Consider the following 23,468-nt stretch of genomic DNA (forward strand, 5'->3'; position numbering starts at 1 on the left):
GGACGGGCCGGCGGGCCCGTCGATCAAGCGGTCGAGCGGTCAAGCAATCGAGCAGGCGGTCGACCGGGCGGTCGAGCGGTCAGCCGATCAGCCACTGCTCCTCGGCGACCGCGCCGACCTCCGTGCAGGCGTCGGTGAGCACGTCGAGGACCCGCAGCGGGTCCGGCAGCGGCTGCTCCGGGCCGCGGAGCCAGCGCACCTGGCTGCCGTCGAGCAGCGCGGCCGGCGGCAGCAGGGTGTACGAGCCGCGGCAATGCCAGCGCAGACCGGGGTGCTCGGACATGGTGTCCGGAGTGGAGTCCAGCGCGCTCGTCCACCACTCGTCCTCGTCGGGGGTGCCGCGGGTCGCGGTGAAGAAGAGGTAGCGGTCATCGCCGACGGCGGCGATCGGGCCGCCGACACCGATCTCGTCCAGGCGCTCCAGCGCCAGGCGGCCGGCGGCGGCCGGGACGTCGAGGACGTCGTGCATGCGGCCGGTGGCGGTCACGAAGTTGGCCTCGGGATCGCGGGAGAGCCAGCGGGCGAGCTGCTCGGGCTCCGTGGTGGCCTGGGTCTGCCAGGCGAAGGACAGCGGGTGCTGCGCGGGCGCCGGACAGCCGACCCGGTCGCAGGAACATCGGTGTCCGGCCGGATGGGCGGCCGGTGCCAGCGGGAATCCGGCACGCACGGCACCGAGCAGCAGATCCAGCCGCGCAGCCGCCTCCCCGCCCGTGACCGGCTCGTCCTGCCGCCGCTCACGCCGCCACCAGGTGGTCCACCTGCTGCTGGCTTCCATCGGGCCCCTTCCGCTCTGCCGTGATCCGCCGTGCCTGGTGCGGCACGTCGACGACGCAACATCCGACGCAACGCCCGGCGCGGCCCGCTGCTTCCCGGGGTGGCCGGGTGCCGAGTCTGCCGTGGGCCGGATCCGGGGTTTCCGGACGGCCGGCGCCCGGGGTCACGGTACGGAGTTCGAGAGTTGCGACTCGGCGGGCGGACGCACCAACGTGCGCTCGGCACCGGCCCGTACGGGGCCCGCGGACCCGGGCGGAACCCGGGGGCGTACAGAGCAGGATAAGGCTGCCGGGGACCCCCGGATGACCGGGGGCGGTGCTGCACCGGTCACACCTGCTCCACACCACCTCTGCCGGACCTGCACGCGGGCCCGCCCGGACGGTCCGCCGGGGGCGCCGCACGGCCCCTGCCCGGCGGGGACCGCGGCCGGGCCGGTGGCGGCGGGGCCGCCGCGTACCCTGGTGGACGTGAAGAGCACGGAGACCCCATTCGTCGGCGGCCCCCTGGACGGCAGGGCCCTGCCGGTCATGCTGACGCCGTTCCACAACGTGCCGAAGGTCTACCGCGTCCCCGTTCCGGCGTACCACGACACCCCGGCCGTCACCCTGGTCTACCGCCGGGCGAAGGAGTACGACACCAAGGGCCGCTGGCGCTGGCGCTACGAGTACGACGCCGGGGCCTGACCGGCCCCGGCGCCGCCCGCCACATGGGCGGACCCGGTCTCAGACCTGCTCGTCGGCGAGGATCAGGTACAGCTTGCGCTTCGCCTCGTTGAGGACGGCGAGGCCCTTGGCCCGCTGCTCCTCGTTGCCGGTCGTCATCACCTGGCGGATGGCGTGGTCGACGGCGCCCAGCGCCGCGCCGACCTCCTGGACGGCCTCCCAGTCGACTCCCCGGCCCGCCTCCTCCCAGGGCGAGTCCGGGCCGGCCTCGGCCTCGGCACGCCCGGCCTCGGTGAGGTCGAACAGCTTCTTCCCCCGGTCTCCTGAGCGGCGATCAGCCCCTCCTCCTCCAGCAGCTGGAGGGTCGGGTAGACCGATCCCGGGCTGGGCCGCCAGGCCCCGCCGGTCCGCTCACCGATCTCGGTGATCATCTCGTAGCCGTGCATCGGCCGCTCCTTGAGCAGCGCGAGCAGCGAGGCCCGGACGTCCCCGCGCCTGGCCCGGCCACCGCGGCGGGGCCCTCCCCAGCCGCGCCCGCCACCCCGGCCGCCGTGGCCGTGCCCCGGGCCGAACCCGTGGCCGAAGGGACCCATCGGCCGCGGCGGCATGCCGGGCATCCCGGGCCCGCCGGGGCCACCGAACGGCCCGAAGGCCGGCCGCCCCTCGAACGACTCGAAGCCCTCACCGGGCATTCCGCCGCGCCGACGCTCTCCCCTGTATCGCTTTCCTGCGCGCATGACGCGCACCACCTCTCGACGTGGACGCTCCTCTCACCGAAGCATCTCGATAACTCGACGATATATCGGTGACTGTCGCTCGTCAACGGTTGGACGGTTGACGACCCGCGGCCCGTGTCCTGTGCCGGCGAATCTGGACCGCGTGCCACTGAAGGTGGACCGACGGCAGTTTGCGACAGTGACGATGGGCCGCCACAGGTCAGCCGTCCTGGCCAGGAGCGACAGTCGCCGTTGGGCCTCGTCGCGAACCCTTGGATCCGCATCCGCCGCCAGCACCTGAAGTTGCCGGAAGAGTGCCGTCACGCCGTCACCGGTCATCCAGCGCGGATCACCGTCCAACTCTGCGCCGAGCTGGTCAGCAGTCCCCTGGGCGGTCGTGTCGGCTCGGGCTGCAAGCACGGCACGCGGACCGGCCGGGTCCCCACGTGCCAACAGGGCCGCGGCTGCCCCCGAGGTCACTGCGGTGTCTTCCAACGTCCAGCAAGAGGCGGCGCAGGACATCGGCGACGGCCCCGATCCGAGGCGCCGCCGCCAGCCGAAGCCCCGCAGCAGCCCTGATGCTCCATGAGGAAGACTCTGCAGCGACGAGCGAATCAATCAGCTCTTGATCTTGGAAGCCGTTCATGTCACCAGCGTGCCAAGAGAGGCCTCGGCTGCGGCGGTTGGCTTCATCCGCGAGAATGAGCAGCACTTCGACATTGGCTCGGGAGGCAGGAGTCTCCTGAGGCCGAGGCAGAGTGTTCACGTTTTCGACAGCACCGTGCCTCCCGCGCGACGGGCCGACTGGATCGCCCGGCGGTCCTGACGTACGTTCGGCTCATGACGCAAGCCATGGAATCCGGCGGAGTACCCCGGTGAGCGGTTGGTGGGCCCACCTGGAGGAACAGACCCGCCAGGAGGTCGACGCGAACGTGTTGCGAGACCGCCGGATTGCAGCAGTCAAGGACGTGTGGGTTGCTCTGCAGCCGTTGGGGGTGGGCCTGCGCGAGGCGGAGCAGGTGGTCATCGGGCGCTACGAGGCCCTCGGTGACCGCGTGCACAGCCCGCATGATCCGCTCGACGTTCCCTCCCTTGCGACTCGCGCCGTGGCTCTGCCAGGCCAGGTGGCCGCCGTTGAGGCCCTGTGGGACGGCGACACCGTCCACGACTGGTTCGTGCTGCTGGTCGCGGTCCTGGAGCATCCGACCGGGGAAGGCCACCTGGCAACCGTCCATCGCCGCCGTGGTGGCCCCCCGCCGGGCGCTGCCGCAGCCGAGGCGGGCCGGGCCCTGGCCGAGCACCTCGGGGTGCCGTTCCACTTTGCCTCCCCGGACGTGCCCGACGACGAGGCCCCACGTTGGCGAACGGTCCAGGGCCCGTCTAAAAGGCCTTGATCGGCGCCGCGAGGGGACGCCGACGATACCTAGGAGTGGGCCAGCTGCAGGGTGCCTCCCGTTCCGTGACCATCACCCGACCGCGACTCGTGAACAACGCCAAGTTGGCGAGTGAGTGGTCGAGTCGGTGGGTGAGCGTTCGGCGTCGAGGCCTGCGGCGAGTTTCCTGGCGTGGCCGGAGGTGGCGGGCGGGCGCTCAGTCATCCGTCGAGGGCGTGGTCGTGCCGGCGGTCAGCCGCCAGAGTCCGGCCACCTCGTAGTAGACGTTGACCAGTTGCAGCAGCACCAGTGTGACGGGCCAGAGCAGTGCGCCCAGGCCGGGGACCAGGTCCATCGGCAGGGTGTAGGCCATCACGATCCGCACGGCGGCGTCGATCAGCATCGCCACTGCCCAGATCGCGGTCGAGACCCGCCAGATCCGCCGGAAGGCCGGCTCGCGTTCCCACAGCACGTCCCACGAGGTGCCGTCGGATCGGAAGCGCCCCTCCAGCAGGGGGCGGCCGCCGTGGAAGAGCAGCGGGCGCCTGGCCCTGATCGAGATCAGGAACCAGAGCCCGGCGACGCCGGTCAGCCAGCCGTCCTTGGCCAGCAGGAACCGGGGGCTGGCGCCGACCAGCGCGGCTGCGACGCTTTGATCAGTCTCACCGACGGTTGGTCGGCCGTCCGTACCGTAGAACGAATCGAGGCTGTCACTGGAGCACAAATGCCGCATCGCCGCTCTGGGCCTGGCGGACGGTCGCCATCGATGCGGCAGCGTCCATTTCGAGTGGTCCGGTGGTCCTCAGCCAGACCGGTTCGGGCTGATCATCAGGGCTGTCACGCCCCGCTTGTAGAGTCCACACGAACTCGCAGGTGGCTGTTGGAGGAGCACAGATGTCGAGAACCACCCCACCCCGGCCTGTTGACATCGCGTCCATTTTCCCGGAGCTGGCGCCGTTGGCCCGGCAGGCTGTCCGCCTGCACCCCCGCGCGGGTCGGCCGACTGTTCACGACAGCTCCGTCGGTGGACCGCTCCTGTGGCCGGCCAACGAGGTGTGGCCGGCTTGCACGAAGGAGCACTACAACCACAAGCTGCCCGTCTCCCTCGACGACGTCCGCCAGATGCGGGCGCTGCTCGAAGCCGCCTGGCTTCGCCCTCGCGAACCCCGCGAAGACCTCCTCGACCCTGACCAGCGCGCGTACCTCGACAAGCTCAAAGCAGGGCACCCGGCCCACACCGAGCCGAACGCCCTGCTGCCGGTCGCCCAGCTCTACCTCCGCGACATCCCAGGGCTCTCAGGCCCGGAGGGAAGCGACCTTCTGCAAGTGCTGTGGTGCCCCCTCGACCACGACGAGGCGCTCCCCGCCGCACACCTCGTCTGGCGGAACGCAGCAAGCGTCGGCACGCTGCTCACCGACCCCCGGAACCCGCGGACGTCGAGCACTACGGCGACTACGTTCCCGAGCCCTGTGTCCTGCACCCCGAGGTCGTCACTGAGTACCCGGCACCCCTCGAACTCCCGAAAGAACTCGCCGACCGCCTCCACAACTGGGGGGAAGAGCAGGAGGAGGAATCGGAGGAGGGCCCCGGCGGCGCCTACTACCAGTACGAGCTCTCGGTCGCTCCCGGCTGGAAGGTCGGCGGTTGGGGCCCGTGGAGCTTCCGCGACCCCTCACCCATGCACTGCCGGAGCTGCAACACCCCGTACAAGCCCCTGTTCACCGTCGACTCCGGCGAATGGGACGGTGGAAGCGGCAGCTGGATCCCCCTGGAGGACCGCGAGGAGCCCTCAGGCCCCACGGGGCTGCGCCGTCCTTCCGATCCGCCGATGGTTCAGATCGGCCGGGGCTACAACATGCAGATCTACGTCTGCCCGACGTCGTTCGACCATCCGCATCTCGAAGTCATGCAATGAGCCCACCACCCGGTCGTGCGCCCTCCGGCCTCGACCGGGAGCCTCTGGAACTCGACCACTGAAGCCAACCAGGTTCGCTGGCAGAGGACAGCCCGCCCTGCCACCGCACCCGACTCGGGACCCGGGCGGGCGTGGAATGCCCCGTACCGGGGGCGGGGCGCACTACGGTGGGCCGCATGGCCGCTGAACGAGACCTCGCCGTGCTGCTCGCCGGGCTGGAGCCCGTGCTCAACCCGGGGCGGTACGTGTACTGCACGTTCCCCGCGAAGGTGCCGGCCGGGCTGCGCCCGGTGGCCACGGTCGCCGAACCGGAGGGCGTGACGGCGGTCGTCCCCCAGGAGGAGGCCGACTCACTGGGGCTGCGCTACACGTACGTGGCGGCCTGGATCACCCTCAAGGTGCACTCCGCCCTGGACGCGGTGGGCCTGACCGCGGCGGTCGCCGGCGCGCTGGCCCGGGAGGGGATCAGCTGCAACGTGGTCGCCGGCTTCCACCACGACCACCTGTTCGTCGGCGCCGACGACGCGGAGCGCGCCACGGCCGCCCTCCGGGAGCTGTCCGCGGACCGGAGCTGACGCCACCGGCACCCCACCGGCACCCCACCGGCACCCCGCCGACACCCCTCCAGGCCGTCCGCACCCGTCCGCACCCGTCCATCCGCACCCGTCGGCACCCGGAGGCCCTCTGGCCCGGACACCCGCGGAGGGCGACAATCCGTGCGGGACCGCACCACCGCACCACCGCACGCACCCCGTTCAACCGGCAACGGAGGGACGTACCGTGACCACCACCACGCCCTGGACGTCCACCGCGGCGGCCGCCCTGGCCGACGCGCTGGAGACCGCCGTCCACCACCGCGGCGTACCGGGCGGGGTGCTCCTCCTCGGGGACTGCGCCGGCACCGGCCGCCTCGTCCACGCCCGCGGCACCGTCGCACCGGAATGCGGCCCCGCCGCACCCGACGAGCACACCCGCTACGACCTCGCCTCACTCACGAAGATCACTTCCACCTGGGCGCTCACCGGCCGCGCCCTCACCGACGGCCTGCTCGGCCTCGACGAGCCGATCGCCGCGCGCTTCCCGGAACTCCCCTGCCCGGAGGCGGACTGACCGTACGGCAGTTGCTCACCCACAGCTCGGGACTCGAACCCGTCACCCGGCTGGACCGCTACCTGCTCACCGACCGGCCGCTGGCCGAACTGCTCTGCGCCGCCCCCTGGTGTCCCCTCCAGGTCGCGAACACCGTTACATCGACCGGGGATTCGTGCTGCTCGGCCTACTTCTCGCCGCCGCACACCGGCGTCGCCTGGAGGTGCTCGCGGACGACTACTGGGCCGAAGTCGGCATGAACGAGACCGAGTTCGGCCCGCTCCGGCGCTCACCGCAGGTCGCACCGACGGAGCAGCGGCTGCGCGGTGCCCCGCGCACCTGGGGCGTGCCGCACGACCCCAATGCGGCCCTGCTGGGCGGGGTGGCCGGCCATGCCGGGGTGTTCTCGACCGCCGCCGACCTGGCGACCTTCGCCGAACACCTGCTGGCCGGGGACCGGTGGCTCGCCGAGAGCCTGCGCCCGCAGATCGCCATCGAGGCCGGCCGCAGCCGGGGTCTCTGCTGGATCGTCACCGACGCCGGGGTGGCGTACCACCACGGCTACACCGGCACCAGCCTGTACCTCGCCCCCGCCACCGGCCGCTACCTGGCACTGCTCACCAACGCGGTCTACCACGGCTTCAGCGCCAGCCGGCTGACCCCGCTCCGCGACCTCGCCCTCGCCCTGCTGGAGCAGGACGGCTGACGGTCCGAGCCGGTACGGGCCCGGATGGTTTCCCACCCGGGCCCGCACGGTCAGCCGTCAGCCGTCAGCCGTCAGCCGTCAGCCGTCAGCCGCAGAACACCGGTGTGGCGTGCGCCGGGTCGAGCGCGTTGACCACGTAGTGCAGCGCGGTCGGGTCGAACGCGATCAGCACGTGCTCGGCCAGGTCGATCGGGCAACTGTCCTGGATGGTCACGTTGGTGACGTTCGACCCCGACAGCCGCTGGGTCCGGTACGGGGTCACCACCTCGTCCAGCGCGGTCATGATCACCGTGTACTGCACCCCGGGCACGGTGTCCGGGACGGAGGCCAGCTTCTGGTTGAACGCCGAGTTCACGACCTGGTCCCGGCAGCCCGGGCAGGAGGTGTAGATCAGCTCGGTGACCCGCGGCAGGTACGGCGCCAGGTTGGCGATGCCGTCCAGGGTGGTGCCGTGGTTGGACGGGGCGAGGCCGATGACCTTGCCCACCTTGGCCGCGCCACCGAGGAACTTCACGTAGTAGTTCGGCAGCATGCCGCCCTGCGAGTGGCCCACCAGGTCGACCTTGGCGGCACCGGTCGCCGAGCGCACCAGGTCGACGAAGCGGGAGAGTTGGGCCGCCGAGTCGGCCGCCGGGCCGAGCCCGCCGATCGGCAGCAGCAGGCCGCTGCCGGAGGAGGTGATGCCCGGCACCGTGCCGTAGTCGAGGGCGAAGACGCAGTAGCCCAGGGACTTCAGCAACGGCGACAGGGTCAGCCAGTTCTCGTAGCGGTTGGCGAACGTGCCGTGGACGAGGACGACCGGATCGGGGTGGGCCGCCGAGGGGCGGCAGTTCCAGTCGTTGGCGCCCGGCGGGGAGGCGACCGAGTCACCGTCCGGCGCGGTCGAACTCGTGGCCGCGGCCGACTCGGCGGCGGGAACGGCGGCATGTGCGGGGGCGGTGCCGCCGGTCAGCAGGGCGGCCGCCAGGAACGCCGGGGTGAGCGTGCCGAACAGCCTGCGGAGCGGGAGTCTTGCGGAGAAGCGGAGAAGTGGGGTTCTCAACTGTTGCCTCCACACCAGAAGTTTGTTACCAACAGGTAACCGGAGCTCCATGATGGGGGCGCCGTGCCGGGCCGACCCTTGGGCGTCCTCCAGACCTGGACGGTGATTTCTGTGAGCAGTCACAACGGCGCGGCGGTGTCGGAGAAGCTCTGGCGCATTCCGGTGATCGGCGGCGTCCCGGCCGACCAGCGGCTGCTGGCCACCGTCCCGGCCCTGGTCGACGCCGTCATCGCGGCTCTGCTGGACCGCGTCCCCACCTACCGGCGCCTCCCCCGCGAACAGGTCTTCGGCGAACTGACCCGGATCACCGAAGGCCGGATCCGCTCCTTCGCCCAGGCCGTCCGCACCGGAGAACCGGTGCCCGCGGCGGAGTTCGACGCCGTCCGGGACGCCGCCGCCCGCCGCGCCGAGGAGGGGCTGCCGCTCGACGCCGTCCTGCTCGCCCACCACCTCGGGCTGCAGATCTGCTGGGACCTCGTCGCGGGTCAGGCCCGCGAGGGCGACACCGCCGACCTGCTGACCCTGAATCGGCTGCTCCTCGACCACCTCCGCCAGGTCACCGCCGCGGCCGGCGCGGGCTACTTCGAGGAACGCCGCACCATGGCCGACGAGCACCACGCCGCCCGGCACGCCCTGCTCACCGCCCTGCTCGACGGCGGCCCCGCCGAGGAGGCCGCCGGCCGGGCCGGACTGCGGCTGCCGCCCTGCTACGCCGTGCTGGTCCTCGCCGTCCCCGAACACCCCGACGAACGGGCGGACGGGGTGGACCGCACCGTCGCGGGACACCGCAAACTGCGCCGCCTGCGCGCCGAACTCGACCACCACACAAGGCAGTCGGCGCTCTCCCTGCTGTCCGCCGACGGCGGCCCGGTGCTCGTCCCGCTGGAGTGCGGACCCGGCGAGGTCCCCACCGCCGACTGGGACCGGATCGCCGAGGCCCTCGCCCGCGCCGCCCACGCGGCGGGGGTGCCCGTTCTCGCCGGGGCGGCCGCCGCCGAACCGCGCGGGGTCGCCGCGGCGGCCGCTCTCGCCCGTGAACTCCTCGACGTCGCCCAGGCATTCGACCGCCCGGCCGGGCTGCACCGGCTGGACGACCTGCTCCTGGAGTACCAGCTCACCCGGCCCAGCCAGGCCAGACCCCGGCTCGCCTCACTGATCGAGCCCCTGGCACCCGGCGGCGAACTGCTCACCACCCTGCGCACCCACCTGGCCGGCGGCCTCAACCGCCGCCACACCGCCCGCGCCCTCCACCTGCACCCCAACACCGTCGACTACCGGCTGCGCCGCATCGCCGCCCTCACCGGCCTCGACCCGGCCCGCCCCGCCGACCTGCTGCGGATCACCGCGGCCATCGCGGCCCACGACGCCGAACGGGCCTGAACCACGGCGATCGACCCACCGCCCCGCGCCCCGTCCCGATGCCCGCCGCTCAGCGGTCGCGGGCGTCCACGATGCGGCGGATCTTGCCGACCGAGCGCTCGATCGTCTCCGGTGGGACGATCTCGACGGTGACGCTCACCCCGACGCCGTCCTTCACTCCGGTGGCGATCAGGGCCGCCGCGGCCGTGCGCTGCTCGGGAGTGGCGTCGGGACGGCACTCCACCCGGACGGCCATGTGGTCCATCCGTCCGCGCCGGGTCAGTTCGAGCTGGAAGTGCGGCGCGACCGCGGGGGTGCGCAGCACGATCTCCTCGATCTGGGTGGGGAAGACGTTGACCCCGCGCAGGATGATCATGTCGTCGCTGCGTCCGGTGACCTTCTCCATCCGCCGGAAGGCCGGGCGGGCGGTGCCGGGCAGCAGCCGGGTCAGGTCGCGGGTGCGGTAGCGAATGATCGGCAGCGCCTCCTTGGTGAGCGAGGTGAAGACCAGCTCGCCGCTCTCCCCGTCGGGCAGGCTCTCGTCCGAGAACGGGTCGACGACCTCCGGGTAGAAGTGGTCCTCCCAGATGTGCAGGCCGTCCTTGGTCTCGACGCACTCGGCGGAGACCCCGGGGCCGATCACCTCGGACAGGCCGTAGATGTCGACCGCGTGGAGGTCGAGGCGTTCCTCGATCTCGCGGCGCATCTCCTCCGTCCAGGGCTCGGCACCGAAGATCCCGATCCGCAGCGAGGTGCTGCGCGGGTCGACGCCTTGGCGCTCGAACTCGTCGAGCAGGGTGAGCATGTACGAGGGGGTGACCATGATGATCTCGGGCCGGAAGTCCTGGATGATCTGGACCTGGCGGGCCGTCATGCCTCCGGAGGCGGGGATCACCGTGCAGCCGGCCCGTTCGGCGCCGTAGTGCGCGCCGAGCCCGCCGGTGAACAGCCCGTAGCCGTAACTGATGTGGACCTTGTGGCCGGGGCGGCCGCCGGCGGCGCGGATGGAGCGGGCGACCACGTCGGCCCACATCGCGAGGTCGTTCTCGGTGTAACCCACCACGGTGGGACGGCCGGTGGTGCCGCTGGAGGCGTGCACGCGGCGGACGTCGGCCATCGGCACGGCGAACATCCCGAACGGGTAGTTGTCGCGCAGGTCCGCCTTGGTGGTGAACGGGAAGCGCACCAGGTCGGCGAGCGAGCGGCAGTCCTCCGGCCGGACGCCGGCCGCGTCGAAGGAGCGGCGGTAGAACTCGACGTTCGCATAGGCGTGCCGCAGCGTGTGCTGGAGCCGCCGCAGCTGGAGGTCGGCGAGCTCGCGACGCTCCAGGCGCTCGCCCGCGTCCCGGAGGTCCGCGGGCAGCGGCTCGCCGAGCCGGGCCGGCCCTCGCGTCCCGTCCGCCGTGCCGTTGCCGCTCATCACGCCTCCCGACCATCCGCCGACCGACCGTTCGGTCACTGCCTGGGGGATCCAGTAATCCAGGCCCTGACCAGCCTGTCAAGGGTCGCGGCCGCCCGGCGCCGGGGCTGCCGCCACCGCCCCCGCACCCGGTACGACGCCCCGAGGGCGAGGGCGTCACCGGACCGGCGGACCGCTCTACCACGCCGGCGGCCGTCGCGCCCGAAATGCCGCATACCGCCGCGCCCCGGGCCGCCGGACGCTAGCCTCGTTTCCCGTACGGAGCGGCCGACGGCGTGTGGGGTGGCAGGACGTGGCGCGTGAGTTGGCGGCGTTCCGCCGCATGGAACGTCACCTGAGCGGCAGCGCGGACCGGGCCGATTTCCTGGTCGACCTCTCCAACATCGTCCGCGAGACCGGACTCGGCGGCGGCGCGCCGAGGGCGCTCGAACGGCTGCGGCTCGTCCTCGCCGCGCTGCGCGCATCCACCGGCGACCCGGAGGTCACCGTCCACGCCATCGCCGACAACAGCCTGCTGGACCCGCGGTACGACCAGGACTTCTCCGACCCCGCGGAGGCGGAGCTGCTGCGCAGCTGGCGCGGCAGCGGGCTGATCGCCGCCATCGGCAAGGCGGACCCGGACCTGCTCGACCACGCGAAGGTCCTCGGCACCCCGGTCATCAGCAGCGACTTCTTCAAGGGCCACCGCGGGGAGCATCCGTGGATCCAGGGCGACCGGGACCACTTCCTCAAACCCGAACGCCCCACCCCGGACGGTCCGGTCCGGCTCGTCCGCCGCGACATGCGGGTCTTCGCCGACCGGGAGGTCTCACGGGAGGGCGAGCGCGACGACCTCAAGGCCCGCAACCTGGTGGACTTCCACGGACGGCCCCGCGCGGACGTCCTCGAACGCTCCTGGCGCTGCCCGCGGACACCGTGCAACCCCAGCCCCGCGATCCGTGGCGGCCGGGTGGTCTGCCGCGCCCACGGCACCCTGCTCGCCGAGGGCGGACCGCGCCGGCCGCGGGTCCAGCTCAAGATCCTGGTTGACGGCGTGTGCCGGGCCTGGGAGAACCTGGCCGAGGACGGGAGCCGGGAGTTCGCCCTCGGCCGCGGCCACCTCGCACGGATCGACAGCCGGCACCTCGCCGAGGACCGCCGGCTGCGGATCAGCCGGCAGCACCTGCTGATCGTCGCCCACCGCGGCACCCTCAAGATCCTGGACACCAGCACGGCGCTCAGCCAGATCCGCACCCTGCGGCCCGGCGGTGTCCCCACCCCGTGGCAACGGCTCCGGCACAGCGACGAGGAGTCCGCGGGCACGCCCCGCGAGCGGCTGTTCGGACCGTTCGGCCCCGACGACGAGATCGAACTCGTCCCGGGCGTCGTACTGCGCCGCAGCGGCCAGCGCTGGCCGGGGGAACGGCCCGGGGGCGTCCGCGCCAAACCACCCCGACGGCCGCCGGACGGCGACGAGTTGACGCGGATCGGCTGACCCGGGCGGACTTCCGCCGACGGGGGCGGGCACCACGACGGGTGCGGACACGGAAGGGGGTCAGGTGGAGCCGCTGCGGGAGGACGACCCCGAACTCATCGGCCCCTACCGGCTGTTCGCCCTGCTGGGCCGGGGCGGCTGGGGGAACGTCTACTTCGCCCGACCCGAGTACGGCCGTGCGGTGGCACTCAAGACGATCCGGCCCGACCGCCTGGAGGAGGACCCGGAGCGGTTCCGCAGCCGGTTCGCCCGGGAGGTCGAGGCGGCCAGGGTGGTCGGCTCCGCCTGCACCGCGGAGGTCGTCGACGCCGACACCCGGGCCGCCGAACCCTGGTTCGCCGCCCGCTACATCCCCGGGGTGGACCTGGCCACGGCGCTCGACCTGCACGGCGGTCCGCTGCCGCGGAGGACCTGGCGGGTGCTGGCCGCCGGGCTGGTCGACGCACTGCGCAGCATCCACGCCGCCGGGCTGGTGCACCGCGACCTGAAGCTCGCCAACATCCTGCTCGCCGCCACCGGCCCGGCCGTGATCGACTTCGGCATCGCCCGGCAGCTCTCGCCGGACGCCGGCACCACCCTGACCGCCACCGGGTTCGCACCGCGGACCCTCACCTTCGCCTCGCCCGAGCAGCTCCGCGACGAGCGGGTCGGACCGGCCGGGGACGTCTTCGCGCTGGGCCTCGTCCTCGCGTACGCGGCCCTCGCCCGCCACCCCTTCGGCCCGGGCTCGGCGACCCAGATCGGCGTCGGCATCCTCCAGGGCCGCCCCCGGCTCGACGGGCTGCCGCCCGACATCGCCAAGGTCGTCCGCGCCTGCCTGGAGCCGCAGACCCGGAACCGTCCCGGCCTCGACGAGCTCTCCGCGCTGCTGCCCGCCGACGGGTCGCCGAAGGGGCACGAGTGGCTGTCCCCGGAGCTGCGGGGCGCCGTCGACGAGCGCGCCGGGACGGCCCTCGACCTCGCCGAACCCATCCGGCCCCGCCGGGGCGCGCCCGCCCGCCCCGCGCCCGCCCGGGTACCGACGACCGGGCCGCCGGCGGACCGCCGGTCCGACCGCACCAGCGCCTCGCCCGCCCCGGCCCGGGAGGGGGCGACCACCCTGCCGCCGGTCGCAGCGCCACCCCGGGCCGTGCCCGGGGCAGCGCCACCGACGGCGGACCGCCCGGCCCCGGCCAGGCCGGCCGCGGCCAAGCCGACCGGGCCCGGTGCGAAGTTCCGGGCGGAGGCCGATGCCGGGGACTCGGAGGCCATGCGACGGCTCGCGGCCGCCCACCAGCAGGCGGGCGACCGTCCGTCGGCCCTGCACTGGTACCTGCGCTCTGCCGAGGCCGGCAACGCCACCGGTGCGCGCGAGGCCGCTCATCTGATCGAGAAGCACTTCCCGGAGCAGCAGCGCCAGGTGCCGGCACTGTACCGGCGGGCCGCCGAGGCCGGGGACCTGCATGCCGCGATGCGGCTCGGCGAACTGCTGGAACAGGAACCCGGCGGGCTGGAGGAGGCCCTGCCGTGGTTCGAGCGGGCGGCCGTCCACAACTACGGGAAGTCCCGGGCGGCGGTACTGCGGGTCCGGTCCGCGGTGTCGCTGGCCGCGGTGCCCGCCGCCGAGCGCGCCGTACTGCGCGAGCACCGGGCCGCCGCCCTGGAGGGACAGATCGACGCCATCCTGGCGCTGGGGAACTGGTACCAGAAGGAGAAGCGCCCCCAGGACGCCCTGCTCTGGTACTGGCGGGCCGCGGAGGCGGGCCACCCGCACAGCATGCTGCTCACCGGCCAGCTCCTGGCCAAGGACCCGCAGCGGCAGGCCGAGGCGCTGGACTGGTACCACCGGTCGGCGGCGGCCGGGAACACCGAGGCCCTGTACTGGCTCGGGCAGCGCCTGCGCGCGGAGGGCCGCCGGCCTGAGGCGCTCGCCCGCCTCCGCCAGGCCGCCGAGAAGGACCACGCCCCGTCCGCGTTCGCCGTGGCCGAACTCGTGGAGCAGAACGGGCAGGAGGACCGCGCCCGGGAGTGGTACGAGCGGGCCGCCGCCAAGGGACACCCCGGGGCGGCGCAGGAGGCCGAACGGATCCGCGCCGCCCTCGCGTGGAGGGCAACCGGTCCGAAGGCGACGAAGACCGCCACGCCCAAGCCCGCGGCCGCCCCGGCCGCTGCCAAGCCCGCGACCCCGAAGCCCGCGACCCCGAAGCCCGCGACCTCGAAATCCGCCGCCAAGAAGGCGAAGCGCCCCGTCGCGGACCTGGTGGCCGCCGCCCGCACCGAGGCAAGGGCGCACGAGCAGGCCGGCCGGCTGGAGGACGCCGTGCGCTGCTACACCCAGGCCGAGCAGCTGTCCGACCAGGCCTCGAAGTGGGACGTCGCCCGGTTGTGCCTGCGGCTCCGCGACCGGGCGTCCGACACCGAGGAGCAGCGCCGGCTCAGGAAGCGGGCGCTGCGGCGCTACCGGGAACTCGCCGCTACCGGCGACGTCCGGGCCATGCAGGCCCTGGTCGAGCACGGCGCCCACGACGCCAACCACTGGCAGGTCCAGGCGGCCGAGGCGGGGAGTACCAAGGCCATGCGGGCGGTGGCCAGGGTGCGGCTGGACAGGGGCGGTGAGGACAACGTCCGGGCCGCCCTGGTCTGGCTGCACCGGGCCGGGCAGGCGGGCAGTGCGGCGGCCGCGATGGACGGCGCAAGGATCCACGAACAGCGCGGCGCCCACCGGGACGCCCTCGACTGGTACCGCTGGGCCGTGGCCAACGGCGACAAGAGCGCCGCCCAGCACGTCACCCGCCTGGAAACGGCCCACCCCGGCGTCGCCCTCTGGCAGCGCGTCTCCGACCGCCTGCGCCGCACCTGGGGTTGACCGGAAGTCCCGGCGACCATTAGTGCCGCCAGGCCCGCCCGCGACGTGCCCCACGGGCCGCAGGCAGACGCGGCGGCCCGGAGGGGCGGTTCGCCCCGCCGCACCCTCCGTACCGACACAAACCACTGTTGCGCCGCACGGTGCGTGCCCTAGGTTGTCGACGATCATGAAAGATCATCCAGCCGAGAAGGAGCAGCCGATGCCCCTGCGATCCCCTGTCCCACGGATCCGACGAGCCGTCACGACCGCCGCAGCAGCCGCTGTCCTGGTGGCGGCGAGCGGCGCTGCCGCCCCGGGTGCGGCTGCCGCGGCCCGCAACCTGCCGCCGGCCGTACCCGGCCCGTTGACGACGTCCCCGGCCTCCACCTGCCAGGGTCAGGACATCCTCGGCGCCGGTGACGTCACCCTCTACGCGAAGGTCACGGACCCGGACGACGCCACCCTCACCGCCGGCTTCCGGGTGACGCGGCACGATACCGGTGCGGTCGTCGCCGAGACGAGCACGCTGCCCGCCGGCTCCGGCACCACGGCCGCGTTCGTCCTCAGCCGCGATCTCCTGCTGAAGGCCGCGGCCGGCGGGATCACCCGGTTCGACTGGAAGGCACGGGCGGCCGACTCCCTGCACAAGAGCGACTGGTCACCCACCTGCCACTTCTCGTTCGACCCGACGCGGCCCCGGCTCCCCGTCATCTCCACGCCCGGCCCGACCGCGGTCGGCACACCGGTCACCATCTCCGTCGGGGCGGCGGCCACCGGGGACGGCGTCGTCCCCAGCCGGTACCAGTACATGCTCTCCCCCGACGCCACCGTGAACGGCGAGGTCGCCGCCGATGCCCTCGGCCACGCCTCCATGACCTTCACTCCGCCCAGGGCCACCGAAATCCTGACGGTGACCGGCCTTTCGGCCGGAGGCAACCCGGGCGAGAGCGCGACGATCACGATCTCCTCCACTCCGCCGCCACCGCCCCCGATCCCGGCCGAGGAGGATCTCAGCGGTGACGGGGTGTCCGACCTTCTCGTCGTCGGCGGCCGTGGCGGCGTGCCCTCCGGGCTCTGGCTGGCCGCCGGGTCGAACGACGGCCGCGTCGCCGCCGCTGTGAACATCGGCGCCAACGGTGACGGCACAGGCACCGGACCGGCCTCCTTCGACGGAGCGACCGTCCTCACCGGGCGCTTCACCGGCAGCGGCACCCAGGACGTGCTCAGCTACCACCCGGCGACCGGCTCGGCCTCGATCATCAAGGGCAACGGGACCGGGGCACCGCTCGACCCGGGCTCCGATACGCACTACAGCCTGCCTCCCGGCACGTTCCGGGACGCCAACGGGCACGACCCCTCCCAGTTGGTAAACGCCGGTCACGCGACCGGCCGCTTCGGCCCCTCGGACCTGCTCGGGATCTCCGGCAGCGACACCGACGGCTACCGGCTCAACCTCTACGCGGCCGGGGACACCGTCGGCACCTACCGGGCACCCGTCGCGCTCGACATCACCACACCCGACGGCACCGCCGACTGGAACGAGTGGACGATCGCCTCCGTCCAGATACCCACGGACCCCGACAGGAACTACCCCGTCCTCTTCCTCTGGAAGAAGGCGACCGGGGACCTCGTCCTGTGGAACGGCATCTCGGCCGAGGTCGACAACAGCGAGGTGTACGCCGACTCCTATCCGATCGCGACCGGCTGGCACACCGGCGAGGACATCGACCTGCACGCCGCCGACATCGACGGGGACCGGGTGCCCGACCTCTGGACCGTCGGCACGGACGGTACGGTCACGGCCCACCTGATCACCGATGTGACCACCGGCGGACCGGCCACCGTCCGGCAGGTGACGGGCACCTTCGGCACCACGGGCTGACCCAAGGGCATCGGCCCGGGCCGACGGACACCGGGCATGAACAGTGCGGGCCCCCGACCGGAGTCGGGGGCCCGCACGGGTGCACGCCTTGGGCGGCGGACGAGTCGGCCTGTACGCCGGGTTCTGTCTCCCGGGGTGCTTGCGCGGCCCGGGGAGGCGGCCATCCATCTAGGGCTGCCGTTGCCGGCAGCCTCGTGCGGTCCACCCGCGGACTCGGGCGAGCAGCCCTCGATCATCCGCGCACGGCGCCCCGAGGGGCACCGATCTTGACCTTGCTCCGAGTGGGGTTTACCGAGCCGGCCGAGTCACCTCGGTCGCTGGTGGTCTCTTACACCACCGTTTCACCCTTACCTGCGGCCGAAGCCGCAGGCGGTCTGTTCTCTGTGGCACTGTCCCGCGGGTCACCCCGGGTGGGCGTTACCCACCACCCTGCTCTGTGGAGCCCGGACGTTCCTCGGCGGGCCTCGTGGAGACCCGTCGCGACCGCCCGGCCGGCTCGTCCGCCGTAGTGGTCATCGTAGCCGCTCGGCGGGCTCCCCGGCACACCGGGCCGGGCCGGGTCGAGCAGCTCCGCGGTGCGGGCGGCGGTGCGGGCGGCCCACGGCGTGGTGGTGACCAGACCGAGTGCCAGGACGGTGAGCCCGAGGCCGGTGACGATCCACCAGCCGACGTGGCTGGCGGCCGGGAACCCGGCGGCGAACGGTCCGACGACGGCCGCCGTCACCGCGGTGCCGATCACGGCGACGCCCAGCGACTGGCCGACCTGCCGGCTGGTGGAGGCGACCGCGGCCGCGACCCCGGCCTGGGCGAGCGGCATGCCGGAGACCGCCGAGTTGGTGATCGGCGCGTTGACCAGTCCGAAGCCGATCCCGAAGAGCAGGTAGGCGGCGAGCAGCAGCCAGCCCGGCGTGCCGGCGGTGAGCCGGGTCAGCAGCAGGCCGCTCGCGGCCAGCGCGACGCCGGCGCCGACCAGCGGCAGCCGGGGCCCCTGCCGGCCGACGATCCGGCCGGACAGCGGGGCGAAGACCAGCATGGCCAGGGCCATCGGCAGGGTCCACAGGCCGGCCTCGACCGGGCTGTAGCCGCGGACGTCCTGCAGGTAGAGGGCGTTGAGGAAGAGGAATCCGCCGAGCGCGGCGAAGGCGCAGACCGCGGTGACGGTGGCTCCGGCGAAGGGCACGCTGCGGAAGAAGCGCGGGTCGATCAGCGGTTCGGCGACCCGCCGCTCCCACAGCGGGAGGGCGACGAGGGCGAGCACCGCGACCGTGGCCAGCCCGAGGATCAGCGGGGAGGTCCAGCCGTGCGAGGGCCCCTCGATGATGGCGGCGGTTCCGCAGCCGAGCAGCACAAGCATGAGCACCTGGCCGACCGGGTCGAGCCGGCGGGCCCGCGGGGCGCGGGACTCGGGCACGTAGCGCAGGGTGAGGGCGAAGGCGGCGAGGCCGACCGGCACGTTGATCAGGAAGATCGACGGCCAGCCGTAGCTGTCGACCAGGAAGCCGCCGACGAGCGGGCCGAGTGCCATGGAGATGCCGACCACACCGCCCCAGACGCCGATGGCCTGAGCGCGTTCGCGCCGGTCGGTGAAGGTGTTGGTGATGATGGACATCGCCACCGGGTTGAGCATCGACCCGCCGACGGCCTGCAGGGCGCGGAAGCCGACCAGCCAGCCGAGGCCGGGTGCGAGGCTGCACAGGAGCGAGCCGAGGGCGAAGACCAGCAGGCCGGTGAGGAAGACCCGGCGGCGTCCGATCCGGTCGGCGACGGATCCGGAGAGCATGAGGAGGGCCGCCAGCACCAGGGTGTAGGCGTCGATGACCCACTGGAGGCCGGACGCCGGGGCGTTCAGGTCGTGCTGGATGGACGGCAGGGCGGTGTTCACCACCGTGTTGTCCAGGCCGACGATGAACAGGCTCAGGCAGCAGATGGCGAGGATCAGCAGGCGTCGGCGCCGGGCACGGCCGGCCGATTCTTCGTTCACGGAACGATCATCACACCTGGGTCCGGACTGTGCCGGTACGGGTCGGATCGTGGACATCCGGGCGACTCGCAGGGGTTCGGGGGCAGGGGGACGGGGTGGGGAGAACGCCGGCCGGGCGGTGCCGCGGGTCAGACGGCGGCGAACCGGACGGTACGGGTCGCCGGGTCGGCGGTCGCGAGGCGGACCCGGATCCGCTGGCCGAGCGGCAGTCCGCCGTCGGCCGCGCCGTCGCAGCGGGCGACCACGGCCGGGTCGGCGAGCTGGACCGTCCCGCTGCGGGGCCGCTTCTCGTCGACGTCGATCACCACGGCGTCGAAGTCCTCGCCCTCGCGGCCGCGCAGCAGTTCGGCCTCCACCAGGTCGACGCAGGCGCGCTCCACCTCGTGGGCCCGCCGGTCGCCGCGCTCCATCAGCCCCGGCAGGTCCAGCAGGCCGTCCCGCACCCACTCCGGGACGTCGGCACCGCCCGCCACCGCGAGGCAGATCTCCTGGGCGTACCGGTCGACCAGCCGCCGCAGCGGTGCGGTGCAGTGCGCGTACGGGGCGGCGAGCGCCGCGTGGCCCGGGTCGGCGGGCGGCGGCACGTGCCGGGCCGTGTCGAACGCCGCGTAGCCGGCGCCGCGCAGCAGGCCGGTGCATTCGTTGAGGAACGCCGCGTTGCGGGTGTCCGCCGGATCCAGTGTGCGGATCAGCGCGGGGTAGGTCAGGGTGTCCGGCCAGTCGACGCCGAGCCCGCGGGCGATCCGGCGCAGCCGCGCGTAGGCGCTCCCGGGGGCGGCGGGCAGGGTGCGCAGCACGCCGATGCCGGCGTCGAGCATGAGGTCGGCGGCGGCCATGCCGGTGAGCAGCGAGATCTGGGCGTTCCAGCCGTCGGCGGGACGGGCGGCACGGTAGGAGAGCCGGTAGCCGCCGTCGGCGGGCTCGACCTCCTGCTCGGGCACGGGCAGGCTGACTCCGCCGCGGGCGGCCTCCTGCTGCTCGCGCAGCCGGCCGATCTCGGCCAGCAGGGTGAGCTGCTCGTCGGCGGTGCCGGTGTCCAGCGCGCCCTGCACGGCGTCGTAGTCGAGCCGGCGGCGCGAGCGGACCCGGGCCCGGCGGACGTCGGCGAGCAGCACGGCGCCGTCCGCGTCGAGGTCGATCTGCCAGAGCACGGCGGGGCGCAGCTCGCCGGGCAGCAGGCTGGCGGCGCCCTCGGAGAGCCGGGCGGGATGCAGCGGCACCCGGCTGTCGGGGAAGTAGAGGGTCTGCACGCGGCGCCGGGCCTCGGTGTCGACGGCGCCGTCGGGGGTGACGAAGGCGGCCACGTCGGCGATGGCGTAGTGCACCCGGTAGCCGCCGTCGCGGCGGGCGAGGTGCATCGCCTGGTCGAGGTCGCGGGAGTCGGGCGGGTCGAGGGTGAACAGGTCGAGGTCGGTGGCGTCGAGGTCGGGCAGCCGGGGCAGGGCGGCGGCGCGCTCCGCCTCGGCCAGCGCGTCGGCGGGCCAGTCGGTGCGGATCTCCAGGCGGGTGCGGAGTTCGTCGAGCTCGGTGTTGATCCGGGCGGTGTCGGCGGTGCGGACGCTCAGTTGTCGGCGCGGCATGGTCGCAGCGTAAGGCGCAACGGGCCGCTCGGCGCCCCGAGGGGGCCCGGCGTCACCGCTGCGGGGGTGCCCCGGGCTGACGGGGTGTCATCGGCGTAGGGTGGCCTGGGGCTCCGGCCGGCCGGGCCGGACGACCGAGGGGGAGACCATGACGGCAGCTGCGGGACGGCCTGCGGGCCCGGTGCGGGCGGTGGGGGCGGTGACGGCGGGGGCGCTGGCGGCGGTGGCCGGGCTCCATGCGGTGTGGTCGCGTTCACCGTGGCCGCTGGCGGATCGCGCGGACTTCGCGGACGCGGTGGTCGGGGTCGGGGTGGAGCGGGTGCCGACTCCGGCGATGTGCCTGGGGGTGGCGGGCGCGCTGGGCGCGGCGGCCGGTCTGGTCGGGGCGCGGGCCGGGGTGCTGCCGGCGGCCGGGCCCCGGGTGCTGCGGACGGCCGGTGCGGCCGGGGTGGCGGGGGTGCTGCTGGCCCGCGGCTCCATCGGCCCGGTGCTGTACGGCCGCGGGCGGATCGTGCGGACGGAGCGTTTCGTGCGGCTGGACCGGCGGTACTACGCGCCGCTCTGCCTGGTGCTGGGCGCGGGCGCGGCGGTGGTGGCGGCCGGGGGCCGGTAGCCCGGCGCGGTCCGTGCCGCGGCCTCGGTAGGGTGGCGGGGTCGTGCCACGGATTGTTGAAGGAGTGCCGCTGTGCTGGTCCTGTTGCCGCCGTCGGAGGGCAAGGCCGCGTCGGGCGCCGGAGTGCCGGTGGACCTCGGGGCGCTGTCGCTGCCGGGGCTGACGGCGGGGCGGCGGGCGGTGCTGGACGCCCTGGTGGAGCTGTGCCGCGGCGACGAGGAGAAGGCCGCCGAGGTGCTCGGCCTGTCGAAGGGGCTGCGCGGCGAGGTCGCCCGCAACGCCGGGCTGCCGGCGGCGGGGGCGCTGCCGGCCGGCGAGGTCTACACCGGGGTGCTGTTCGACAACCTGGGCCTGGCGACACTGGACGCGGCCGCGTACGCGCGGGCCGAGGGCTCGCTGCTGGTGTTCTCCGGCCTGTGGGGTGCGGTGCGGATCGGCGACCGGATCCCGCCGTACCGCTGTTCGATGGGGGTGAAGCTGCCCGGTCTCGGGGCGCTCGGGCCGTACTGGCGGGCGGCGACCGGGGCGGTGCTGCCGGAGGTCGCCGACGGGCTGGTGCTGGATCTGCGCAGTGCGGCGTACGCGGCGGCGTGGAAGCCGGCCAGCGAGGTGGCGGCCCGGACGGCGACGGTGCGGGTGCTGCACGAGCGCGAGGTGGGCGGCGTGCTGAAGCGGTCGGTGGTCAGCCACTTCAACAAGGCGACCAAGGGGCGGCTCGTCCGGGACCTGCTGACCGCGGGCGCCGAGCCGGCCGGGCCGGGCGAGCTGGTGGACGCGCTCGCCGGGCTCGGGTACCGCGTCGAGGTGTCGGCCCGGGGCGCCGCCGGGCGGCCCTGGCAGCTCGACGTGGTCGTCGACGAGATCCACTGACCGCTGCCCACCGGGCGGCACGCCCGCCCGGTGGGCCCGGGTCAGCGCAGGTGCGAGGTGTCGTTGAGGAGCCGCACGGAGGCGTTGCCGTCGCTGTAGTACTGGACGGCGCAGATCGAGGCCGCGGACAGCTCCATCCGGTACACCGCGTCCGGCGGGGCGCCGAGCGCCAGCCGGACCAGGGTCTTGATCGGGCTGACGTGCGAGACGACCAGCACGGTCTTCCCCGGGTACCGGGCGAGGATCTTGTCGCGGGCCACGCCCGAGCGGTGGGTCAGCGCGGTGAACGACTCGGCGCTGCCGGTGGGCCTGGCCTTGGCGGAGCCGAGCCAGGCGTCCAGGTCGTCCGGGTACTGCTGCTGGACCTCGGCGAAGGTGAGGCCCTCCCAGGCGCCGAAGTCGAGCTCGCGCAGCCCGTCCTCGATCCGGACTTCGAGGCCGAGCCGGCCGGCGACCGCCTCCGCGGTCTCCCGGGTGCGCCGCATCGGCGAGCTGACCACGGCCTGGACGCTGCCGCGGGCGGCGAGCGCCTCGGCGGCCCGCTCGGCCTGCCAGCGGCCGCGCTCGGAGAGCTCCGGGTCGCTGCCGCCGCTGCCGGAGAAGCGCTTCTGCGGGGTGAGCGCCGTCTCGCCGTGGCGGAGCAGCACGAACGTGGTCGGGGTGCCGAGGTCCGCGGGGGCGGCCCAGCCGGCCTTGGGCGCGGCCGGGGCGGGCAGCGCCTCCTCGACGGGGGCGGCCGGCTCCGCCGGGCGCGCCCTGGGCTCCCACTGGCGGCCGGCCCGACCGGCGTCCATGGCCTCGTTGGCGAGCCGGTCGGCGTCCTTGTTCCGCTCGCGCGGGATCCAGGTGTACGCGACCTGGCCGCGCGGGTAGACCGTGCGCGCCTCGGCGGCGAGCGGCTGCATGTCGGGGTGCTTGATCTTCCAGCGCCCGGACATCTGCTCGACGACCAGCTTGGAGTCCATCCGGACGTCCACGGTGGCGTCCGGGTCGAGGTCGTGGGCCGTCCGCAGGCCGGCGATCAGGCCGCGGTACTCGGCGACGTTGTTGGTGGCGTGCCCGATGAACTCGGCGGCCTCGGCGATGATCCGACCGGTGTCGCCGTCGCGGACGACGGCGCCGTAGCCGGCCGGCCCCGGGTTGCCCCGGGACCCGCCGTCGGCCTCGACGATGAACCTGCGCGCCAC

General features: G+C 73.9%; 20 protein-coding genes, 1 other RNA gene and 2 pseudogenes. 14 read left to right on the forward strand and 9 right to left on the reverse strand.

Features of this window, described 5'->3' with window-relative positions; translation table 11 throughout:
- Positions 1 to 79: 79 nt before the first annotated feature.
- Positions 80 to 775, reverse strand: a complete 696-nt coding sequence (locus tag ABEB13_RS13675; RefSeq protein ID WP_345705739.1) for a bifunctional DNA primase/polymerase — start codon at positions 773 to 775, stop codon at positions 80 to 82.
- Positions 776 to 1,241: 466 nt separating this feature from the next.
- Between ABEB13_RS13675 and ABEB13_RS13680 the strand changes: the two genes are divergently transcribed.
- Positions 1,242 to 1,457, forward strand: coding sequence for a hypothetical protein (locus tag ABEB13_RS13680; RefSeq protein ID WP_100892895.1), 216 nt, complete (start codon positions 1,242 to 1,244; stop codon positions 1,455 to 1,457).
- Between the two features lie 39 nt (positions 1,458 to 1,496).
- Here ABEB13_RS13680 and ABEB13_RS13685 read toward each other — a convergent pair.
- Positions 1,497 to 2,173, reverse strand: a pseudogene (locus tag ABEB13_RS13685) (PadR family transcriptional regulator).
- A gap of 854 nt (positions 2,174 to 3,027) precedes the next feature.
- Between ABEB13_RS13685 and ABEB13_RS13690 the strand changes: the two are divergent.
- The gene (locus ABEB13_RS13690) at positions 3,028 to 3,546 is read left to right on the forward strand and encodes a hypothetical protein (RefSeq protein ID WP_345705740.1); all 519 of its coding nucleotides are present in this window, start codon (positions 3,028 to 3,030) and stop codon (positions 3,544 to 3,546) included.
- A gap of 196 nt (positions 3,547 to 3,742) precedes the next feature.
- Here the strand turns inward: ABEB13_RS13690 and ABEB13_RS13695 are convergent, their stop codons facing one another.
- Positions 3,743 to 4,258: a VC0807 family protein gene (locus tag ABEB13_RS13695; RefSeq protein WP_345705741.1), complete on the reverse strand. Its 516-nt coding sequence runs from the start codon at positions 4,256 to 4,258 to the stop codon at positions 3,743 to 3,745.
- 601 nt (positions 4,259 to 4,859) lie between these two features.
- On the opposite strand from ABEB13_RS13695, the gene ABEB13_RS13700 reads away from it, so the two are divergent.
- The 5 genes from ABEB13_RS13700 (at position 4,860) to ABEB13_RS13720 (ending at position 7,236) form a co-directional block, all read left to right on the forward strand.
- Positions 4,860 to 5,441, forward strand: coding sequence for a hypothetical protein (locus tag ABEB13_RS13700; RefSeq protein WP_345705742.1), 582 nt, complete (start codon positions 4,860 to 4,862; stop codon positions 5,439 to 5,441).
- 176 nt (positions 5,442 to 5,617) lie between these two features.
- On the forward strand, positions 5,618 to 6,016 hold the full coding sequence (locus ABEB13_RS13705; protein WP_345705743.1) for an ACT domain-containing protein: 399 nt from the start codon (positions 5,618 to 5,620) through the stop codon (positions 6,014 to 6,016).
- Positions 6,017 to 6,221: 205 nt separating this feature from the next.
- Positions 6,222 to 6,551: a serine hydrolase gene (locus ABEB13_RS13710; protein WP_345705744.1), complete on the forward strand. Its 330-nt coding sequence runs from the start codon at positions 6,222 to 6,224 to the stop codon at positions 6,549 to 6,551.
- 11 nt (positions 6,552 to 6,562) lie between these two features.
- Positions 6,563 to 6,790: a hypothetical protein gene (locus ABEB13_RS13715; RefSeq protein ID WP_345710006.1), complete on the forward strand. Its 228-nt coding sequence runs from the start codon at positions 6,563 to 6,565 to the stop codon at positions 6,788 to 6,790.
- Entirely contained in the window at positions 6,691 to 7,236 is a 546-nt protein-coding gene (locus ABEB13_RS13720) for a serine hydrolase (protein WP_345709663.1), read from the forward strand. The genes ABEB13_RS13715 and ABEB13_RS13720 overlap by 100 nt, the downstream gene beginning before the upstream one ends.
- An 85-nt stretch (positions 7,237 to 7,321) precedes the next feature.
- Here the strand turns inward: ABEB13_RS13720 and ABEB13_RS13725 are convergent, their stop codons facing one another.
- Entirely contained in the window at positions 7,322 to 8,278 is a 957-nt protein-coding gene (locus ABEB13_RS13725; protein ID WP_345705745.1) for an esterase/lipase family protein, read from the reverse strand.
- Positions 8,279 to 8,389: 111 nt separating this feature from the next.
- On the opposite strand from ABEB13_RS13725, the gene ABEB13_RS13730 reads away from it, so the two are divergent.
- The gene (locus ABEB13_RS13730) at positions 8,390 to 9,658 is read left to right on the forward strand and encodes a PucR family transcriptional regulator (RefSeq protein ID WP_345705746.1); all 1,269 of its coding nucleotides are present in this window, start codon (positions 8,390 to 8,392) and stop codon (positions 9,656 to 9,658) included.
- Between the two features lie 49 nt (positions 9,659 to 9,707).
- Here the strand turns inward: ABEB13_RS13730 and paaK are convergent, their stop codons facing one another.
- The gene (gene paaK, locus ABEB13_RS13735) at positions 9,708 to 11,057 is read right to left on the reverse strand and encodes a phenylacetate--CoA ligase PaaK (protein WP_345705747.1); all 1,350 of its coding nucleotides are present in this window, start codon (positions 11,055 to 11,057) and stop codon (positions 9,708 to 9,710) included.
- A 322-nt stretch (positions 11,058 to 11,379) separates the two neighbouring features.
- Here paaK and ABEB13_RS13740 point away from each other — a divergent pair, with 322 nt between their 5' ends.
- The 3 genes from ABEB13_RS13740 (at position 11,380) to ABEB13_RS13750 (ending at position 17,237) form a co-directional block, all read left to right on the forward strand.
- On the forward strand, positions 11,380 to 12,531 hold the full coding sequence (locus ABEB13_RS13740) for an FHA domain-containing protein (RefSeq protein ID WP_345705748.1): 1,152 nt from the start codon (positions 11,380 to 11,382) through the stop codon (positions 12,529 to 12,531).
- Between the two features lie 64 nt (positions 12,532 to 12,595).
- Positions 12,596 to 15,376: a protein kinase domain-containing protein gene (locus ABEB13_RS13745; protein WP_345705749.1), complete on the forward strand. Its 2,781-nt coding sequence runs from the start codon at positions 12,596 to 12,598 to the stop codon at positions 15,374 to 15,376.
- Between the two features lie 199 nt (positions 15,377 to 15,575).
- Positions 15,576 to 17,237, forward strand: coding sequence for a hypothetical protein (locus ABEB13_RS13750; protein WP_345705750.1), 1,662 nt, complete (start codon positions 15,576 to 15,578; stop codon positions 17,235 to 17,237).
- A 96-nt stretch (positions 17,238 to 17,333) separates the two neighbouring features.
- Here ABEB13_RS13750 and rnpB read toward each other — a convergent pair.
- Positions 17,334 to 17,736, reverse strand: an RNA gene (gene rnpB / locus ABEB13_RS13755) — RNase P RNA component class A.
- A gap of 151 nt (positions 17,737 to 17,887) precedes the next feature.
- Between rnpB and ABEB13_RS40535 the strand changes: the two genes are divergently transcribed.
- Positions 17,888 to 18,121: a hypothetical protein gene (locus ABEB13_RS40535; RefSeq protein ID WP_425559877.1), complete on the forward strand. Its 234-nt coding sequence runs from the start codon at positions 17,888 to 17,890 to the stop codon at positions 18,119 to 18,121.
- Here ABEB13_RS40535 and ABEB13_RS13760 read toward each other — a convergent pair.
- Positions 18,016 to 19,275 (reverse strand): annotated as a pseudogene (locus tag ABEB13_RS13760) (DHA2 family efflux MFS transporter permease subunit); the annotation flags it as partial. The gene ABEB13_RS40535 and the pseudogene ABEB13_RS13760 sit on opposite strands and share 106 nt — an antisense overlap.
- A gap of 71 nt (positions 19,276 to 19,346) precedes the next feature.
- Complete coding sequence (locus ABEB13_RS13765) at positions 19,347 to 20,798, reverse strand: RNB domain-containing ribonuclease (RefSeq protein ID WP_345705751.1); 1,452 nt, start codon at positions 20,796 to 20,798, stop codon at positions 19,347 to 19,349.
- A gap of 148 nt (positions 20,799 to 20,946) precedes the next feature.
- Here ABEB13_RS13765 and ABEB13_RS13770 point away from each other — a divergent pair, with 148 nt between their 5' ends.
- Both ABEB13_RS13770 and yaaA read left to right on the forward strand, forming a co-directional pair.
- On the forward strand, positions 20,947 to 21,411 hold the full coding sequence (locus ABEB13_RS13770) for a DUF3995 domain-containing protein (protein WP_345705752.1): 465 nt from the start codon (positions 20,947 to 20,949) through the stop codon (positions 21,409 to 21,411).
- 72 nt (positions 21,412 to 21,483) lie between these two features.
- Positions 21,484 to 22,281, forward strand: coding sequence for a peroxide stress protein YaaA (gene yaaA, locus ABEB13_RS13775; protein ID WP_345705753.1), 798 nt, complete (start codon positions 21,484 to 21,486; stop codon positions 22,279 to 22,281).
- A 41-nt stretch (positions 22,282 to 22,322) separates the two neighbouring features.
- On the opposite strand, the gene ABEB13_RS13780 is transcribed toward yaaA, so the two are convergent.
- Positions 22,323 to 23,468 carry a bifunctional RNase H/acid phosphatase gene (locus ABEB13_RS13780; protein ID WP_345705754.1) on the reverse strand — a complete coding sequence of 382 codons (1,146 nt, stop codon included), beginning with the start codon at positions 23,466 to 23,468 and terminating at the stop codon, positions 22,323 to 22,325.

This window comes from Kitasatospora paranensis (genome assembly GCF_039544005.1).
Classification (GTDB): Bacteria; Actinomycetota; Actinomycetes; order Streptomycetales; family Streptomycetaceae; genus Kitasatospora; species Kitasatospora paranensis.

Bases quoted from the DNA above. Each gene is read 5' to 3' on its own strand.
- ABEB13_RS13705 (WP_345705743.1), top strand. From the start codon at position 5,618: ATGGCCGCTGAACGAGACCTCGCCGTGCTGCTCGCCGGGCTGGAGCCC.
- ABEB13_RS13750 (WP_345705750.1), top strand. From the start codon at position 15,576: ATGCCCCTGCGATCCCCTGTCCCACGGATCCGACGAGCCGTCACGACC.
- ABEB13_RS13675 (WP_345705739.1), bottom strand. From the start codon at position 775: ATGGAAGCCAGCAGCAGGTGGACCACCTGGTGGCGGCGTGAGCGGCGG.
- ABEB13_RS13695 (WP_345705741.1), bottom strand. From the start codon at position 4,258: ATGCGGCATTTGTGCTCCAGTGACAGCCTCGATTCGTTCTACGGTACG.
- ABEB13_RS13740 (WP_345705748.1), top strand. From the start codon at position 11,380: ATGGAACGTCACCTGAGCGGCAGCGCGGACCGGGCCGATTTCCTGGTC.
- ABEB13_RS13765 (WP_345705751.1), bottom strand. From the start codon at position 20,798: ATGCCGCGCCGACAACTGAGCGTCCGCACCGCCGACACCGCCCGGATC.
- paaK (WP_345705747.1), bottom strand. From the start codon at position 11,057: ATGAGCGGCAACGGCACGGCGGACGGGACGCGAGGGCCGGCCCGGCTC.
- ABEB13_RS13770 (WP_345705752.1), top strand. From the start codon at position 20,947: ATGACGGCAGCTGCGGGACGGCCTGCGGGCCCGGTGCGGGCGGTGGGG.